A 16,386-nucleotide genomic window follows, 5' to 3' on the forward strand; every position below is an offset into this window, starting at 1 on the left:
CAGAAAGGCGGTGCTGAAGATGACCACCACCGAGACCCGCGGCGAGCTGCTCGTCGACAAGTTCGCGCCGCGGTACGACTTCATGCAGACGCGGCACCTGGTGGTGGCCGCGCCGGTCGAGCGCGCCTACCGCGCGCTGCGGGACCTCGACTTCATGGAGGTCGGCGGCGGCATCGTGAACGCCGCGTTCTGGGTGCGCGGGCTGCCCGAACGCTGGCACGACCGCCATCACCGGCCGCCGCGCACGCCGACCCGGCTGAAGTTCGACGACATGGCCGCCGGCTCGGAATGGCTCATTCTCGGCGAGCGGCCCGGCGCGGAGATCGCGGCCGGGGTCATCGGCAAGTTCTGGAAGCCCGTCATCGAATGGCGGCACACGGAATTGGCTGAGTTCATCGACTTCGACGAACCCGGCTACGGCAAGATCGTGTTCTCCCTTTCGGCCGCGCCCTACGGGCAGTCGCGGTCACTGCTGACCTACGACATCCGCGTCGCGCTCACGGATGCCACCAGCCGCAACAAGTTCCGCGCCTACTGGACCGTTGTCGCGCCGTTCGTCGGAGCGGTGCAGGCGGCGACACTGCGGGCCGCCGCCCGCCACGCGATCAGCGACTCATGACCCGCCGTCCTTCGCTGCGGAACGGGCCACCAGTACAGGACATTCGGCGTGCTGGACGAGTGCCTGGCTGGTGGAACCCAGCAGCAGCCCGGTGAACCCGCCCCGGCCGCGGCTGCCGACCACGACCAGTCGCGCCCGGCGGCTCCAGTCCAGCAGCCGCTGCCGCGGCCGGTCCTCTTCGAGGACCCGCTGCACCGTCACGTCCGGGTATTTCTCCTGCCAGCCCGCCAGCGCCTCGGCGAGTACACGCTTTTCCGCGTCCCGCAACGGTTCGAAGTCGCCATAGGCGGCCCGCGCCGCAGCGAACACCTGCGCCGAGTCCGCGTCCGACCAGGAATGCACGGCCACCAGCGGCGCCTTGCGCAGCGAGGCCTCCTCGAAAGCCATCACCAGCGCGGGCTCGCCGGCCGCGCTGCCGTCCACGCCAACGACCACGGGGGCCTCCAGGCGGTCCTCGCCGCGGATCACCGCCACCGGGCACTTCGCGTGCGCGACCAGCGCCGAGGCGGTCGAGCCCGCCAGCAGGTCACCCAGCACGCCCCGCCCGGCGGAACCGAGCACGATCATCCGGGCGTCCTCGGAACGCTGGAGCAGCAACGGGATCGGAGCGTCCACAACGGACTCCCGCACGATCTCCAGCCGGGCGTACCGCTCTTCGACCGCGGTCACCGCCGCTCCGACGATGGTCTCCGATTCGGTTCGCCGCGCCTCCAGCCAGCCGCTCGGTGGCAGCGCCCCACCGTAGAACACGTCCGCGATCCCGAACGCGTTGACGACGAACAGCGGCTCGTTACGCAACGCCGCTTCCTCCGCCGCCCACGACACACCCCGCAGCGACGCCCGGGTGCCGTCGACTCCGGCCACGATTCCCCAGCTCATGCCTTCTCCTCCGGACGCTTGATATCCGTGCCCCACATGGAATCCTCCTGGTTCGGTCTGCGATCAGCGTCCTGGGACGCGGTGCGCCGTGGCGAGAGCCTGAAGTCCCTTTGCGCCAGGCCTAAGGGGCCATCGGGTTGGGCGGCAGGACCGGTGCGGTCATCCCCTCGGGCAGCCGCCCATGTGCGGTGCGGTAGCCACGCACGTAAGCCGCGACCGCGGCGGGCAAGGTCGGGAACAGGTTCTCCTCCCCGATCTTCCGCACCAGCCCGGCCGCGACGAGCTCGTCGTACAGCTCGCGCTTGGCCCTGGCCAGCGCGAACCTGATGCCCCGCCGGTTCAGCTCCTTGCGCAACCCGTCGAGCGCGTCGAGGCCGGTGACGTCGACCTCGACCGTGGCCTCCGTGTTGAGCAGGAACCATTCGGTACCGGGGGTGACCGCGCGCAGCGCACGGTCGTGGAAGTCCTGCGCGTTGGCGAAACACAACGGCGCGTCGTAGCGGTAGACCACCAGTCCCGGCACCTTCTCCGCGCCCGCGTAGTCGCCGATGTCGTGCATCCCGGGCACTCCCGGCACGAACCCGAGCACGGCGGCGTGCGGTCTGGCCACCCGCCGCAGCAAATCCAGAATGGACAGTCCAATCGCGACCAGAACACCGTAGAGCACACCGAGCCCCAGCACCCCGGCCGTGGTCGCCAGCGCCAGTACCAGCTCGCTGCGGCGGAACGCGGCGAACCGCCGGAACTCACCCGGCCTGATCAGCTTGAAGGCGGCGTACACCACGACCGCGCCCAGGGCCGCGCTCGGGAACGCGGCGAGCACCGAACGGCCGGCGAACAGCACGACGAGCACGGTCGCGAGCGCCACCAGCGAGTACAGCTGGGTGCGGCTGCCGGCGGACACCCCGATCGCGGTCCGGCTGCCACTCGAGCTGACCGGGAACCCGTGGGACAGCCCGGCGACGAGGTTCGTCGCGCCCAGGGCCCGCAACTCCTGGTCCGCGTCCACCGCCCGCCCGTCCTGCGGGGCGAACGCCCGCGCGGTGAGCACGACGTCGGAGAAGCCGACGAGCGCGATGCCCAGCGCCGGCAACAAAAGCAGCGGCAGGTCAGCGCCGCCGACCTGCGGTAGCCCCGGCACGGGCAGGCCCGTCGGCACGGTCCCGACGACCTGAATGCCCGCATGCTGCCAGCCGAAGACCCACACGCACCCGGCCGCGAGCACCATCCCCAGCAACGGCCCGGGCAGCCCGGGCGCGAATCTCGCCAGCAGCAGCAAGAACACCAGCACCGACGCGCCGAGCGCGAGCGTCGGCCAGTGCACGGCGCCGAGACCGGCGAACCAGGAACTCAGCTGCGCGAGCAGATCGTGGCCGTGCACCGGAACGCCGGTCAGCGTGCCGAGCTGGCTGACGATCATGCTGACCGCGATGCCCGCGAGATAGCCGACCAGCACGGGTTTCGACAGCAGATCCGCGACCACCCCCGCGCGCACGAGCCCACCCACGGCACAGATACCGCCGACCAGCAGCGCGAGCATCGCCGCGAGCGCGGCGTACCGCCCCGGATCGCCCGCCGCGAGCGGCCCGATGGCCGCCGCGGTCATCAGCGCCGTCGTCGACTCCGGCCCCACCGACAGCTGCCGCGAAGTACCCAGTAGCGCGTAGACGGCCAGCGGCCCGATCGCGGTCCACAGTCCCACGACCGGCGGCAGGCCCGCGATCTCCGCGTACGCCATCACCTGCGGCACCAGGTACGCGGCGACGGTGATACCGGCCAGTACATCGCCACGCACCCAGGTTCGCCGGTAGCCCCGGAACTGCGCGATCCCGGGAACGGCGCGGTCCAGCAGGCGAGAGGGCATCTCGTCACGATGATCCGCGTGCGAGCCGGCGGCCAGGGCCGTTGGTCCCTCCGGGACAGGGACCAACGCGAAGCCGAACGTCCCCATGACTGGGGCCTTTGGCCCGGCGAGCCGGCGAGGCCATTACTGCGAGCATCGAACCATGGACAAGCCGCAGATGCCCGAGTGCGAACGCCGCGCCCACGCCGTCCGCACCGTCGCCGCCAGTGCCCGGGACGCCGAGGATCTCGTAGAGCTGCTGGACATGCTCGGCCTGAAGGCCACCGATATCCGGCCGCAGCCGCCGAAGGTGCCGGTGCAGCGCGGCAAGTGCCTGTCCATCGACGAGCTGCACGCGCTGGTGCAGGCGACGGCTCGCTCCTGACCGGGCGTCAGGTCCGCAACCGGCGCAGGAACGGGTCGACCGGGGTCCTGGGCTCGATGCGGATCCTGGCGTCCAGCACGACACAGCCCGACGCGTGCACCACCAGCGGATTCAAGTCCAGCTCGGCGACTTCCGGGAGCAGTTCGGCGAGCCGGCCGATCCGCAGCAGCACGTCACGCACCGCGGCGCGATCGACAGCGGCGAACAGTTTCGCCGACGAACGCAGGCCGTCGAGCAACCGGTCGGCGTCAATGCCAGTCAGTGGGGCGAGCCGGGCCGCGCGGTCGGCCACCAGGTCGGTGTCGGTGCCGCCGAGTCCGAACACGACCAGCGGCCCGAACACGGCGTCGGAGTTGATGCCCACCAGCAGTTCCCGGCCGGGCTCGGCCATCGGTTGCAGCACCGCGCCATGCCACGCGGCACCGAACTGCCGCTGCCAGCCGCGCACCACCTCGCGCACCTCGGCCTCGTCGGCGACGTCGAGCACGACCCCGCCCTGGGCGCTCTTGTGCAGCACGCCCTCGACATCGGCCTTCAGTGCCAGCGGCCGCTTGAGCTCGCCGAACACCGCCGCGGCACCGTCCTCGTCGGTGACATACCGGGTTTCCACGAGCGGCAAACCGAAGCAGCGCACCAGATCCGCGACCTCCAGCGGCGCCAGCCAGCGGCGGCCGGCCGCAAGGTAGTCACGCACCAGCAACACCGCGCGTGCCGCGTCCACATCGGACAGTTCCGGCACAGTCCCGGCCGGGGTCGCGCGCCACCTCGCGTACCGAGTGATGTGCCCGAGCGCGGCCGCCGCGCCGGCCGGGTCGGTGTAGCTCGGGGTCGCGGGTCCGCGGTCGTCGGCGAGCGGTTCGACGTGCCCGAGTTGACCCAGCCGCACCGCGAGCACGGGTTTGGCCGACCGGCGCGCTCGCTCGGGCACGGCGGTCATCGGGTCGCCGAGCGCGGTGGGCACCGTCGCGGCGAGCACCGCGTCGATCCCGGGATCGGCGAGCACGGCGTCCAGGCAGGCACCGAACACGGCGGCGTCCACGCCCGCGGTCGTGTCGACCGGGTTCCGTAGCGAAGCGTGCTCGGGCAGCAACGCGTGGAGCTTTTCCCGTGTCTCGTCACGGATATCGGGCAGGGTGAGCCCGTGCCGCGCGCACGCGTCCGCAGCGAGCACCCCGGCCCCACCGGCGTTGCTGAGCACCGCGACCCGGTTGCCGGCGGGCAGCGGCTGCCAGGACAGCGCGGCAACGGTCTCGACCAGCTCACTGATGCTGTCGACGGCGATGACCCCGGCCTGCTCGTACAGCGCGTCCCGGGTGACCGCCGGGGTCACCGCGGCCGCGGTGTGCGAAGCGGCGGCGCGCTGCGCCACCTCCGTCTCGCCGGTGCGGATGGCGACCACCGGCTTCTCACGCGCGAGTGCGCGAGCCAGCCGGCCGAACTTGCGCGGGTTGCCGAAGGATTCCAGGTACAGCACGGCGATCTCGGTCTGCGGATCCCGTTGCCACCACATCAGCAGGTCGTTGCCGCTCACGTCGTACTTGTCGCCGGTGGACACCAGGCTGGACAGGCCGATCCCCAGCCGCCGCAAGGATTCGAGCAACGCGATGCCGAACCCGCCGGACTGGCTGACCACTCCGACGGGCCCGGCCGGCACGGCCCCGGGCACGAACGTGGCGTTCAGCCCGGCGCCGGGGTTCGCGACCCCCACGCAGTTCGGCCCGACGAGCCGCATGCCGTAGGTGCGGGCCGCGGCGATCACCCGCTCACCGAATCCGGTGCCGGTCAGCCCGGCCGAGATCACCACGACCGCGTGGACGCCGCACCGTCCGCATTGTTCGACCGCGTCCGCCGCGGCTGCGGCCGGCACGCAGACGATCGCCAGGTCGGGGCACTCGGGCAGGTCCAGCACGCTCGGTGCGCATGGCACGCCGGAGATTTCGGTGGCATGCGGGTTCACCGCGAACAGCTTCCCCGGAAAGCCGCCGTCGAGCAGGTTCCGCAGCACCGCGTGACCGATCGACCCCGGATACCGGCTCGCGCCGATCACCGCGACGGACTCGGGCTGCAGCACCGAGCGCAGGCTCGCCACATCGGCGACCCGTTCCCGTTCGGCCAGCGCCGTCCAGTAGTTCTCGCCCGGTTCGAGCACCAGCACGAACTGCCGTTCCGGTCCGCCCGGCGACATCCGGTAGGGCAGGCCCAGATCCGCGAAGACCCGGACCATCCGGGTGTTCTCGGCGAGCACCTCGCCGGTGAACCGGCGGATGCCGAGCGCGCGGGCCACGGATGCCAGGTGCTCCAGCAGGAGCGTGCCGACGCCGTGCGCCTGCGCGTGACCGTCCACGGCCAGCGCCACCTCGGCCTCGGCCGGATCACCGCCGGCCTCGAAATGCGCTACGCCGATCAGCTGGTCCTGCCGGAACGCGCCGACCGCACCATGGGTCGGCCCCAGTTCACCCGCGATGCGCGCGCAGAGCCGGTCGAGCCCGGACGGGGAGCCGAAGAACCGGAGATACCGGTCGCGTTCGTCGAGCCCTTCGTGCAGGGCGAGCACCGCGTCCACGTCCCGCGGTCGCAGCGGGCGGATCAGCACGACCTCGCCATCGGCCAGCACCGCGCTGGCACCCTCGTCCCTCGGCATCGTTTCCTCCCCCGGGGATGCGGGCGCGCACCCGCCCGCCCGCATCCGGTCGTGCGATCAGTTCTTCTTGACTTCGATCTCGACGTGCCGGCTCGGCTTCGCCGTCTCGTAGGGCACGCTGACCTCGAGGATCCCGTCCGTGTAAGTCGCGGCGATCTTCGACGTGTCAGCTCCCTGCGGGAGCGAAACGGTGCGGCGGAACGAGCCGTAGTGGAACTCGCTGCGACCCTTCTCCTCGGTCCTGGCCTCGCGTTCGGCGGCGATGGTCAGCAGGCCCCCGTCCGCGGTGATGCGAATGCCCTTCTCGGGGTCGAAGCCGGGCAGTTCCGCGCGAACGGTGTACTTGCCCTCCTCCACCGACTCCTCGATCCGCACGATGTTGTGCTCACCGAACGGCCAGCCGGTGTCGAAGAGGTCCGCGAGCACCGGGAACGTCATCCTCGGGCGCGGCAGCAGTGCACTCATCGATTCTCCTTTCTCCCGATTTCGCTTGCACCACCGAGACAACTACGCGGGACGCGGACGCGACGCGGCCGTAGTCCCCTGATGCCGAGGACCTTGGACCCTCGCTCGCGCGGGCCGCGCACCGCGAACCTGGTCCCGATCTTGTTCCGGACTTGGGGAGTACTGATGAGCCCGCTGGACCTGGCGCGGTGGCAGTTCGGCATCACCACCGTGTACCACTTCATTTTCGTACCACTCACGATCGGGCTGTCCCTGCTCGTGGCCGGAATGCAGACCGCGTGGGTGCGCACGGGCAAGGAGCACTACCTGCGGATGACGAAGTTCTGGGGCAAGCTGTTCCTGATCAACTTCGCGATGGGCGTGGTCACCGGCATCGTGCAGGAGTTCCAGTTCGGGATGAACTGGAGCGACTACAGCACGTTCGTCGGCGACATCTTCGGTGCCCCGCTGGCGATCGAGGGACTGCTGGCGTTCTTCCTGGAGTCGACCTTCCTGGGGTTGTGGATCTTCGGCTGGAACCGGCTGCCGAAACGCCTGCACCTGGCCACGATCTGGCTCGCCGCGATCGGCACCGTGCTGTCGGCGTACTTCATCCTGGCCGCGAACTCGTGGATGCAGCACCCGGTCGGCTACGCGGTCAACCCGCGGACCGGTCGCGCCGAGCTGAAGGATTTCGGTGCGGTGCTCACGAACTCGACGGCGGTGGGCGCGTTCGCGCACACGCTCACCGCGTGCTTCCTCACCGCTGGGATCTTCGTCGTGGCCATCAGCGCGTGGCAGCTCATGCGCAAACGCTCGCCGGAGGTGTACCGGCCGTCGATGAAACTGGCGCTGGTGACCGTGCTGATCGCGAGCCTCGGCGTCGCGGTGACCGGTGACCTGCAGGCCCGGCTGATGACGCAGCAGCAGCCGATGAAGATGGCCGCCGCCGAGGCGCTCTACGACACGGTGTCCCCCGCGTCGTTCTCGCTGTTCACGGTCGGTTCGCTCGACGGGTCGAAGGAAGTGTTCTCGGTCCGGGTGCCGAAAGTGCTGTCCTTCATGGCGACCGGAAGCTGGGACGGCACGGTCGAGGGCATCAACGATCTGAAGGCCGCCGAGACCCAGCAGTACGGGCCGGGCACGTACACGCCCGACATTCCCGTCACCTACTGGACTTTCCGCCTGATGATCGGCTTCGGGTTCCTGATGGGGCTGTTGTCGCTGGTCGGGCTGTGGCTGTTCCGCAAGGGCCGGATCCCGCGGTCACGCTGGTTCTACCGAGCCGCGATCGCCTCGCTCGCGCTGCCGTTCCTGGCCAACTCGGTCGGCTGGATCTTCACCGAGATGGGCCGCCAGCCGTGGGCCGTGTTCGGGGTGCTCAAGACCGCCGACGGGGTTTCGCCGACCGTCGGCGCGGGCACCGTGCTGACCTCGCTGATCGTGTTCACCGTGCTGTACGGGGCGCTCGCGGTGGTCGATGGGGTGCTGATGGTCCGCTACGCCAAGGCCGGCCCACCCGAGCCGGCGCCCGAAGAGTCCGAAGTGGACGCCGAACAGCGTCCCGGCGTGTTCGTGTACTAGGAGAAGACGATGGCTCTCACGGATGTCTGGTTCCTGCTGATCGCGGTGCTGTGGACGGGATACTTCGTCCTGGAAGGCTTCGACTTCGGCGTCGGCATGCTGCTGCCGGTGCTCTCGCGCGACAACACCGACCGCCGGGTGATGATCAACACGATCGGCCCGGTGTGGGACGGCAACGAGGTGTGGCTGCTCGTCGCGGGCGGCGCGACCTTCGCGGCTTTCCCGCTGTGGTACGCGAATCTGTTCTCCGGGTTCTATCTCGCACTGCTGCTGATCCTGGTGGCGCTGATCATTCGCGGGGTCGCGTTCGAGTTCCGCGGCAAGATCGACAGCCCGCGCTGGCGCGCCTCCTGGGACACCGCGATCGTGGTGGGGTCTCTGGTGCCGGCGCTGCTGTGGGGTGTCGCGTTCGGCAACATCGTGCGCGGCGTCCCGCTGGACGCGCAACACCACTTCACCGGCAACCTGCTGACGCTGCTCAACCCGTACGCGTTGCTGGGCGGGCTGACCACGCTGAGCGTTTTCGCCTTGCACGGCACGGTTTTCCTCGCACTGAAGACGACGGGTGAGCTGCGCCGCCGCGCGCAGGCGCTGAGCTGGCCGCTGGGACTGCTCGCGGTGCTGCTGGCCGGGTCGTTCCTGCTGTGGACACAACTGGTGCACGGCAAGGGATGGACGTGGATCGCGTTCGCGGTGGCCGCCGCCGTGCTGGCCGGCGGGGTGCTGGCCTCGCGGCTGGGGCGGGAGGGCTGGGCCTTCCTGCTCACCGCCACCGCGATCGTTGCGACCACGGTCCTGCTGTTCGGGTCGCTCTACCCGGACGTCCTTCCGTCCACAACGGACACGGCGAACAGCCTCACCACGACCAACGCCTCATCGACGCCGTACACGCTGAAGATCATGACCTGGGTCGCGGTCGCGTTCACCCCGATCGTGCTGCTGTACCAGTCGTGGACTTACTGGGTATTCCGCAAGCGGGTCACCCGCGAGTCGATCCCCGCCGGGCAGGGCCTGTGAAACCGCTCGACCCACGCCTGCTGCGGCATGCCCGCGCCGCGCGTCCGTTCATCATCGGATGCGCGGCGCTCGGGGTCGCCACCGCGGGCCTCGTGCTCGCCCAGGCCGATCTGCTTGCCACCTCGATCTCACGCGCTTTCCTTGATGGCGCGGGGATTCTGGTGGTACCGGTACTCTTGCTCGCCCTTGTCGTGTTAGGACGGTCACTCGTCTCCTGGCTCGCCGAGACCACCGCGCACCGCGCGTCGGCAGCGGTACTGGGCCAACTGCGGGCCGCGGTAGTGGACCACACGCTGCGCATCGGCCCGACGCGGCAGGCCGGGCGCTCCCCCGCCGAGCTGGCCACCCTTGCGACCCGCGGAGTCGACCGGCTCGACGGGTACTTCGCGCGCTACCTGCCGACGCTGCTCGTCGCCGCCGTCGTGCCAGCCGTGGTGGGTGCGCGCATCCTGTTGTCCGACTGGGTTTCCGCGCTGATCGTCGGGATCACCGTACCGCTGATCCCGATCTTCATGATCCTCATCGGACTCTACACCCAGCGTGAGACCGGCAAGCAGTGGCGGACACTGTCGTTGCTGGGCAACCACTTCCTCGATCTGGTGGCCGGGCTCGCCGTACTCACCGCGTTCGGCCGGGCCCGCGCGCAGGTCCGTGGCCTGCGGGAGATCACCCGCACCTACCGGCTGCAGACCATGCGCACACTGCGGGTGGCCTTCCTGTCCGCGCTCGCGCTGGAACTACTGGCGACCTTGTCCGTGGCGCTGGTGGCCGTGTCGATCGGGCTGCGCCTCGTGGCCGGTGAACTGGACCTGCACACCGCACTCGTCGTGCTGATCCTGGCGCCGGAGGTCTACCTCCCGCTGCGCGCCGTCGGAGCCCGGTTCCACGACAGCGCCGAAGGTGTCGCGGCGGCGAACGATATTCTCGAGCTACTGGACGAAAAGCCTGCGCAGACTGGGTTTCGCGCGCCCGCCCCGGATCCTTCGGTGGTGCCGCTGCGCTTGTGCGGCGTGACCGTGCATGGCCGGTCCGGGCCGGTGCTCGATTCCGTGGACCTGCGGATCGAACCGGGATCGGTCGTGGGCGTCACCGGAGCGAGCGGTGCCGGGAAGTCCACTTTGCTCGATCTGCTGCTCGGCTGGTACCCGCCGGATGCCGGGCAGGTGTTCGCCGACGGCGTGGATCTCGCCGACGTGGACCGGGCCGCCTGGCAGCGACGGATCGCGTGGGTCCCGCAACGACCACGCCTGCTGGCCGGCACGGTGGCGTCGAACATCCGGCTCGGCCGGCCCGATGCCGAACTGTCCGAAGTGGAGAATGCAGCCCGTGCGGCCGGTCTCGATGTCCCGCTCGAAACTCCCGTGGGCGAGCTGGGGTCCGGCCTGTCGACCGGCCAGCAACGGCGCGTCGCGCTGGCCCGCGCACTGTTGCTGGACCGCCCGCTGTTACTGCTCGACGAACCTACCGAGGGCGTGGACGCCGAGACGGAAGCCGAGATCCTCCGCTGCCTGCCCGCGGCGCTGACCGGGCGCACCGCGGTGATCGTGACGCACCGGGAAGCCGTGCTGGCGGTGTGCGATCGGGTGATCGCGCTGCCCGCACCGGCGCCGGTGGCCGCACCCACGGTCGCACCGGTCCGGATTCCCCGTGCGCCACAGGAGGATTCCGCGGAGCCGGTTGAGGGCGGAGGGCTGGCGCGGGCGGTCCGCCCTTACCGGTGGCGTCTTGCGTTGGCCTGTGTGGCCGGGGCGCTCGCGCTCTGCAGCGGTGTCGCGCTCACCGCGACCTCCGCGTGGCTCATCTCGACCGCCGCGCTGCACCCGCCGATCCTGACGCTGACCGTCGCGATCGTCGCCGTGCGCACGTTCGGGCTGGCGAAAGGGGTGCTGCGCTACGCCGAACGCCTGCTCTCACACGACGTCGCCCTCCGCGCGCTCGCCGATCTGCGGGTGCGCGTCTGGTCGACCCTCGTGCGACTCGGCCCGGCGCTGACCGAACGCCTCCGCCGCGGGGACCTGTTGCAGCGGATGGTGTCCGATGTGGACGCTCAACAAGATCTGCTGGTACGCGTGCTCGTGCCCGGGGTGTCCGCGGCCGTCGTCGCCGTGGCCGCTTCCGGCCTGCTCGGGGCGCTGCTACCCGAGGCGGGAATCCTGTTGCTGCTGGGACTGTTCTGCGCCGGAGTCCTCGCGCCCGCGCTGTCGGCCTTCGCGGCCCGGCGGGCCGAACACGAGACCACCGGGCTGCGCGCGGAAGTCACCTCCGGCACAGTCGAAGCCCTCGAAGCCGCCCCGGATTTGATCGCCTACGGCGCGGCGAACGGCCGGCGCGCGGCGTTACGGGAGACCGATGCCACGCTCACGTCGACGCTTCGGCGCTCGGCCCGCGCGCGGGGACTCGGTGCGGGGATCGGCACGTTGTCGCTCGGAGCCACGATGATCGGCTGTCTGCTGGCGGGGATCGCCGCGCTGCGGGCCGGCCGGCTGCCGGGCCCGGAACTGGCCGTCCTGGCGCTGACGCCGCTGGCCGCCGCGGAACTCGTCGCCGCTCTTCCCGAAGCGGCGCAACGGTTCCTGGGTGCGCGGCACAGCGCCCGCCGGCTGACGGAACTCGACGAGACCGCCTCGCCGGTCACCGAACCTCGTTCACCGGTACCGTTGGACCGCGCCGGTTCGCTGACCGTGACCGGCCTTTCCGCGCGCTGGCCGGGTGCCGTGCGGGATGCCGTGTCCGATGTGGACTTCACGGTCGGCGAAAGCCTGGTGCTGACCGGGCCGTCGGGTTCGGGCAAGAGTACGACGTTGGCGGCCGTGATGCGCTATCTGGATCCTCGCGCGGGCACGGTGCGCCTCGACGAGACCGACACCCGGTCCTGCACGGGCGACGACGTGCGCGCGACCCTCGGCTGGTGCGGTCCGCACACCCACCTGTTCGACAGCACCCTGCGCGAGAACCTGCTGCTGGCGCGGCCGTCCGCGTCCGACGAGGACCTGCTCGACGCACTGGTACGAGCCCGCCTGGGTTCGTGGTTTTCCGCTCTGCCACAAGGTTTCGACACCCCACTCGGCGCACACGGCACCACGGTCTCCGGCGGCGAACGCCAACGACTCGGCGTCGCGCGTGCCCTGCTCGCCGACCGCCCGATCCTCCTCCTCGACGAACCGACCGCCCACCTCGACGCCCCCACGGCAACCGCGCTCGCCACGGACATCGCCGCAGTGGCCGCCACCCGGCCCACCGTCGTGGTCACCCACCGCCGTGCCGAATTCCCTACCCTGCCGGAGGTTCGCGTATCGCCCCCTGCCGGTCAGGTGCTCACAGACGCCCGACCATGACGGTCCACAGGCACCTACGGAAAGTCCGCGGCCAGCCCCGCCAACCGGCCGGCGACCGCCGTCCGTTCACGCTCGTAGATGCGAGCTGAGTCCGCCATTCCCGGCGCCAGCCAGGTGCGCACCGCGGTCACCAGCGCGCCGGGCCTCGCACGCCCCCACCGCACCGCGGTCGTCGCGGAAGCCCGAACCGCCGTCCCCCACGGCACCACGCCGTCCGCGCTCACGCCCCCACGGTGTCGTCGACGCTGAACGTCAGCTCGTCGGACACCGCGACGACGCCGGGGATCGCTTCGATCAGGGCCACGGCGCGGCGGCCCTCGCTGCGGAGTTCGACCGATCCGAGCAGGGTCACCTCCCCGTCACGGACCCGCACTTCGGTCTCGGCCGGGTCCGCCCACAGGCATCGCCGCAGCACCTCGCGTTCGATCTGCTCGCGCAGGTCGTCGTCCGGGCGCAGGAATACGTGCAGCACGTCCCGCTTGGCCAGCACACCCGCCAGCCGCCCGGAGCCGTCGACGACATAGAGCCGCCGCAGGTTCTCGCGGACGAGGCGGCGCGCGGCGAGCCCCACCGGGTCGGTCCGGCCGACGACGTGCACCGGGCTGGTCATGACATCCCGCGCGGTCGTCCCCCGGCTCCGGCCCCAGCGGCGCCACCGCCGCGGCGTCGACCATAGCGACGGCGGGACATTGCCACGCTGCTCTTCCTTCGTCAGCAGGTCCGTCTCCGACACCACGCCGACCGGCCGCCCCGCGCCGTCGAGCACGGGGACCGACCCAACCCGGTACTCGGTCAGGATCGCCACCAGGTTCTTGAACGGCGTCGCGGGCGAGACCGTCACCACCGGATGCGTCATCAGATCCGCCACCGTGAGCTCGCGCATCGTGCTCACCCCCGGTGCCGCGCGACGATGACCGGGCACAGCGCGTAGGACATGACGCTCTGGCTGGTGGAACCGAGCAGCATGCCGGCGAACCCGCCCCGCCCGCGGCTGCCCACGACGAGCAGTTGCGCGGCGTCGGCCAGGTCCAGCAACGCGACCGCCGGCCGGCCCCGGGTCACCATCCGCCGCACCACCACATCGGGATACTTCTCCTGCCAGCCGGCCAGCCGTTCGGCGAGCACCTCGGACTCCCTGGCCTCGACGGCATCCTCGTCCGGGGTCCAGTGCGTCTGCTCGAACACCGCGGCCACGAACGCGTCGTCCCACGTGTGCACCGCCACCAGCGGCGCGTCCCGCCACGACGCCTCCTCGAACGCGAGCGCCACCGCCTCCTCACTCGACGGCGACCCGTCCACCCCCACCACCACCGGCCCCTCCGACGGTGACTCGTCCTCGGCGACGTGCGGCCGCACCAGCGCGACCGGGCAGGCCGCGTGGGCGGCCAGCGCCGTCGAGAGCGAACCCCCGAACACCCGGCCCAGCGGCCGCAGTCCGGGTGTGCCCAGCACCATCAGCGCGGCCGACCGCGCCTCCTCCAGCAATACCGCGGCGGGCGCCTCATGGCTCAGCTCCACCTCGACGTGCAGATCCGGTGCCACCTCCCGCGCGGCGTCCCGCGCCGCGCGAAGCAGTCGCTGCCCGCGCATCCGCGCCACAGCCCGCACGTCGTCGCTGACCGGCAGGCTGTGCGGGTAGTTCAGGGACAGCTCGTCGGTCGCGTGCACCAGCCGGAGTCCACGATGTCGCTGAGCCGCCTCTCGGGCCGCCCACCGCACGGCGCGCGGCATACCGCGTGCGCCATCCACGCCCACCACGAGCACACCCGTGTTGTTCTGCATCGCCGCTCACTCCTCGATTCGTTCTCGTCAAAGGAAAAGTAGCGAGACGGGCGGCATCGGACCGCTGGCGTTCGTCCCCCGGGCAAAGGACTTTCTCCCCGAGACCGCGCCGTGGAACCGCGGTGGAATCTCCTATGAGGAGACCACCGAGAAAAGGAGTCCCGATGTCCATCGAATCCGAGCCGAAGCTCACTGACCAATTGCAGGTTCCGCCGCAGCGCGCGGCGCAGACCGCGCGGATGCACGGCGCGGTGATGACCCCCAGCGGGGCGAAGGTGATCGCGGTGCTGCGCGTCGCCACCGGCCTGGTCTTCCTGTGGGCCTTCCTGGACAAGCTGTTCGGCTGGGGTTACGCCACCACCTCGGCCCAGGCCTGGATCAACGGCGGGTCGCCCACCAAGGGCTTCCTCAGCCACGTCGAAGTCGGTCCGCTCGCCTCGACACTGCGTTCCTGGGCTGGCGCGCCGTGGGCCGACTGGCTGTTCATGCTCGGCCTGCTCGCCCTCGGAGTCGCCGTGATCGCCGGCATCGGCCTGCGGATCGCCGCGGGCGCCGGCACGCTGCTGCTGCTGTTCATGTGGATCGCGGAATGGCCGCTCGCCCGGTTCACCGAGACGGGCCAGGCCAGTGGCTCGACCAACCCGATCATCGACTACCACCTGCTGTACGCGATCGTACTCATCGCGCTCGCCGCCGTCTACGCCGGCAACACCTGGGGGTTCGGCCGGTGGTGGGCACAGCTGGTCAACCAGAACCGCTGGCTGCTCTGAAAACCGGCACACCCGAATCCGCGTGCGCACGTGCTCACGCGGATTCGTCCTTTCCGGACTGTCCTCACACGACAGTCCGTCGGCGCGCGAGTGCCGCGGTCACGGCGAACACGACCCAGCCTGCGGCGCTGAGCCCGATCCAGGTGATCGCCCGGTACAGCACGACGGCGAAGGCGGCATCGGGGCCGGGCAAGCCTCCCGCGATCAGCGCCGCGAGCAGTCCCGTCTCGGCCGCCCCGGCTCCGGCCGGGGTGAGCTGGATCCCGATACTCGCTTGCACGGCGAGATATCCGACAGCGACAGCCGGCCAGGGCACCTGATACCCGGTCGCCGCCACACAGGCGGCCAGGGCCAGGAAGTCCGTTCCCCAGCTGGCCAGCGCGCAGGACAGCGCGCCCACCCAGGTACGCGGCGGCAGCCGGAAACGGGCGAGGCGCTCGGCGAGTGTTTCCAGCGGGTTCGGGTTCGCGGTGACCCATTGCTGCCCGCGGATGACCGGCAGGTGCCGGCCGAGTACGACGATTCGCCGGGCGATTCCGTGCAGTGCCTTGGGTTTCCTGATCAACCGCCACACCAGCAGGCACAGGACTCCCACGGCCACCGAAAGAGCCGCCGCCGCGGGCCAGCCCAGAAAGCCGGTCGCGGCCGAGACGAGGGGCGCGAGGACCAGCAGCACGCCGCCCGCCAGCAGGGCGGCGACCGTGCTGGACCACAGCGCGACCGCGGTATCGGCACCCCGGGCACGCAGCGCCGCGACCTGGTAGGCCACACCCACGGTCGATCCGGCGGAGGGCACCGTCTGCGCGATCGCGTTGCCGGCGAAGTTGACCGCCTGCACCGTCCGTCCCGGCACCCGCGCCCCGGCGCCCCACAGCAGCCGCCGATGCAGTTCGCCGTACAGGACAAGGGATATCACCGCGCTCGCGACCGCCGCCAGCAGCCACGGCGCGCTGACCGGCCGCACCGCGACACGATCCACTGTGGACAGTCGCCACACCGCGACGCCGACGCCGGCCGCCGCCAGGACCACGTCGAACACCAGCCGCACCTGCCGCCGGCGCGCCGGGCGGTTGGTCACCGTCGGCCC

General features: G+C 71.0%; 14 protein-coding genes. 6 read left to right on the forward strand and 8 right to left on the reverse strand.

Annotated elements, in window-relative coordinates:
• Positions 1-19: 19 nt before the first annotated feature.
• Positions 20-619, forward strand: coding sequence for a hypothetical protein (locus tag LOZ83_RS25930; protein WP_236794265.1), 600 nt, complete (start codon positions 20-22; stop codon positions 617-619).
• On the opposite strand, the gene LOZ83_RS25935 is transcribed toward LOZ83_RS25930, so the two are convergent.
• Together LOZ83_RS25935 and LOZ83_RS25940 are read right to left on the reverse strand one after the other, a co-directional pair.
• Positions 614-1,498 (reverse strand): universal stress protein, encoded by an 885-nt coding sequence (locus LOZ83_RS25935; RefSeq protein ID WP_236794266.1) that lies wholly within the window; start codon positions 1,496-1,498, stop codon positions 614-616. The two genes, LOZ83_RS25930 and LOZ83_RS25935, sit on opposite strands and share 6 nt — an antisense overlap.
• A 121-nt stretch (positions 1,499-1,619) precedes the next feature.
• Entirely contained in the window at positions 1,620-3,362 is a 1,743-nt protein-coding gene (locus LOZ83_RS25940; protein ID WP_236794267.1) for a SulP family inorganic anion transporter, read from the reverse strand.
• A 142-nt stretch (positions 3,363-3,504) separates the two neighbouring features.
• On the opposite strand from LOZ83_RS25940, the gene LOZ83_RS25945 reads away from it, so the two are divergent.
• Positions 3,505-3,726 (forward strand): hypothetical protein, encoded by a 222-nt coding sequence (locus LOZ83_RS25945; RefSeq protein ID WP_236794268.1) that lies wholly within the window; start codon positions 3,505-3,507, stop codon positions 3,724-3,726.
• Between the two features lie 7 nt (positions 3,727-3,733).
• Here the strand turns inward: LOZ83_RS25945 and LOZ83_RS25950 are convergent, their stop codons facing one another.
• A complete protein-coding gene (locus LOZ83_RS25950; protein WP_236794269.1) occupies positions 3,734-6,367 on the reverse strand; it encodes a bifunctional GNAT family N-acetyltransferase/acetate--CoA ligase family protein in 2,634 nt (877 codons plus the stop codon).
• 57 nt (positions 6,368-6,424) lie between these two features.
• A complete protein-coding gene (locus LOZ83_RS25955) occupies positions 6,425-6,832 on the reverse strand; it encodes an Hsp20/alpha crystallin family protein (RefSeq protein ID WP_236794270.1) in 408 nt (135 codons plus the stop codon).
• Between the two features lie 165 nt (positions 6,833-6,997).
• On the opposite strand from LOZ83_RS25955, the gene LOZ83_RS25960 reads away from it, so the two are divergent.
• The 3 genes from LOZ83_RS25960 to cydD are packed head-to-tail and all read left to right on the forward strand — an operon-like array spanning position 6,998 to position 12,747.
• Positions 6,998-8,395, forward strand: a complete 1,398-nt coding sequence (locus tag LOZ83_RS25960) for a cytochrome ubiquinol oxidase subunit I (RefSeq protein WP_236794271.1) — start codon at positions 6,998-7,000, stop codon at positions 8,393-8,395.
• A 9-nt stretch (positions 8,396-8,404) separates the two neighbouring features.
• Positions 8,405-9,412: a cytochrome d ubiquinol oxidase subunit II gene (gene cydB / locus LOZ83_RS25965; RefSeq protein WP_236794272.1), complete on the forward strand. Its 1,008-nt coding sequence runs from the start codon at positions 8,405-8,407 to the stop codon at positions 9,410-9,412.
• Positions 9,409-12,747, forward strand: a complete 3,339-nt coding sequence (cydD, locus tag LOZ83_RS25970; RefSeq protein ID WP_236794273.1) for a thiol reductant ABC exporter subunit CydD — start codon at positions 9,409-9,411, stop codon at positions 12,745-12,747. The genes cydB and cydD overlap by 4 nt, the downstream gene beginning before the upstream one ends.
• Positions 12,748-12,761: 14 nt before the next feature.
• Here the strand turns inward: cydD and LOZ83_RS25975 are convergent, their stop codons facing one another.
• The 3 genes from LOZ83_RS25975 to LOZ83_RS25985 are packed head-to-tail and all read right to left on the reverse strand — an operon-like array spanning position 12,762 to position 14,529.
• Positions 12,762-12,971: a hypothetical protein gene (locus LOZ83_RS25975; RefSeq protein WP_236794274.1), complete on the reverse strand. Its 210-nt coding sequence runs from the start codon at positions 12,969-12,971 to the stop codon at positions 12,762-12,764.
• The gene (locus LOZ83_RS25980; protein WP_236794275.1) at positions 12,968-13,630 is read right to left on the reverse strand and encodes a CBS domain-containing protein; all 663 of its coding nucleotides are present in this window, start codon (positions 13,628-13,630) and stop codon (positions 12,968-12,970) included. The genes LOZ83_RS25975 and LOZ83_RS25980 overlap by 4 nt, the downstream gene beginning before the upstream one ends.
• 5 nt (positions 13,631-13,635) lie before the next feature.
• Positions 13,636-14,529, reverse strand: a complete 894-nt coding sequence (locus LOZ83_RS25985) for a universal stress protein (protein WP_236794276.1) — start codon at positions 14,527-14,529, stop codon at positions 13,636-13,638.
• Between the two features lie 164 nt (positions 14,530-14,693).
• Between LOZ83_RS25985 and LOZ83_RS25990 the strand changes: the two genes are divergently transcribed.
• Positions 14,694-15,299, forward strand: a complete 606-nt coding sequence (locus LOZ83_RS25990) for a hypothetical protein (protein WP_374202711.1) — start codon at positions 14,694-14,696, stop codon at positions 15,297-15,299.
• Positions 15,300-15,363: 64 nt separating this feature from the next.
• Here LOZ83_RS25990 and LOZ83_RS25995 read toward each other — a convergent pair whose 3' ends face one another.
• On the reverse strand, positions 15,364-16,377 hold the full coding sequence (locus tag LOZ83_RS25995; RefSeq protein ID WP_236794277.1) for a lysylphosphatidylglycerol synthase transmembrane domain-containing protein: 1,014 nt from the start codon (positions 16,375-16,377) through the stop codon (positions 15,364-15,366).
• Positions 16,378-16,386 lie beyond the last annotated feature (9 nt).

This window comes from Amycolatopsis sp. GM8 (assembly GCF_021653975.1).
Classification (GTDB): domain Bacteria; phylum Actinomycetota; class Actinomycetes; order Mycobacteriales; family Pseudonocardiaceae; genus Amycolatopsis_E.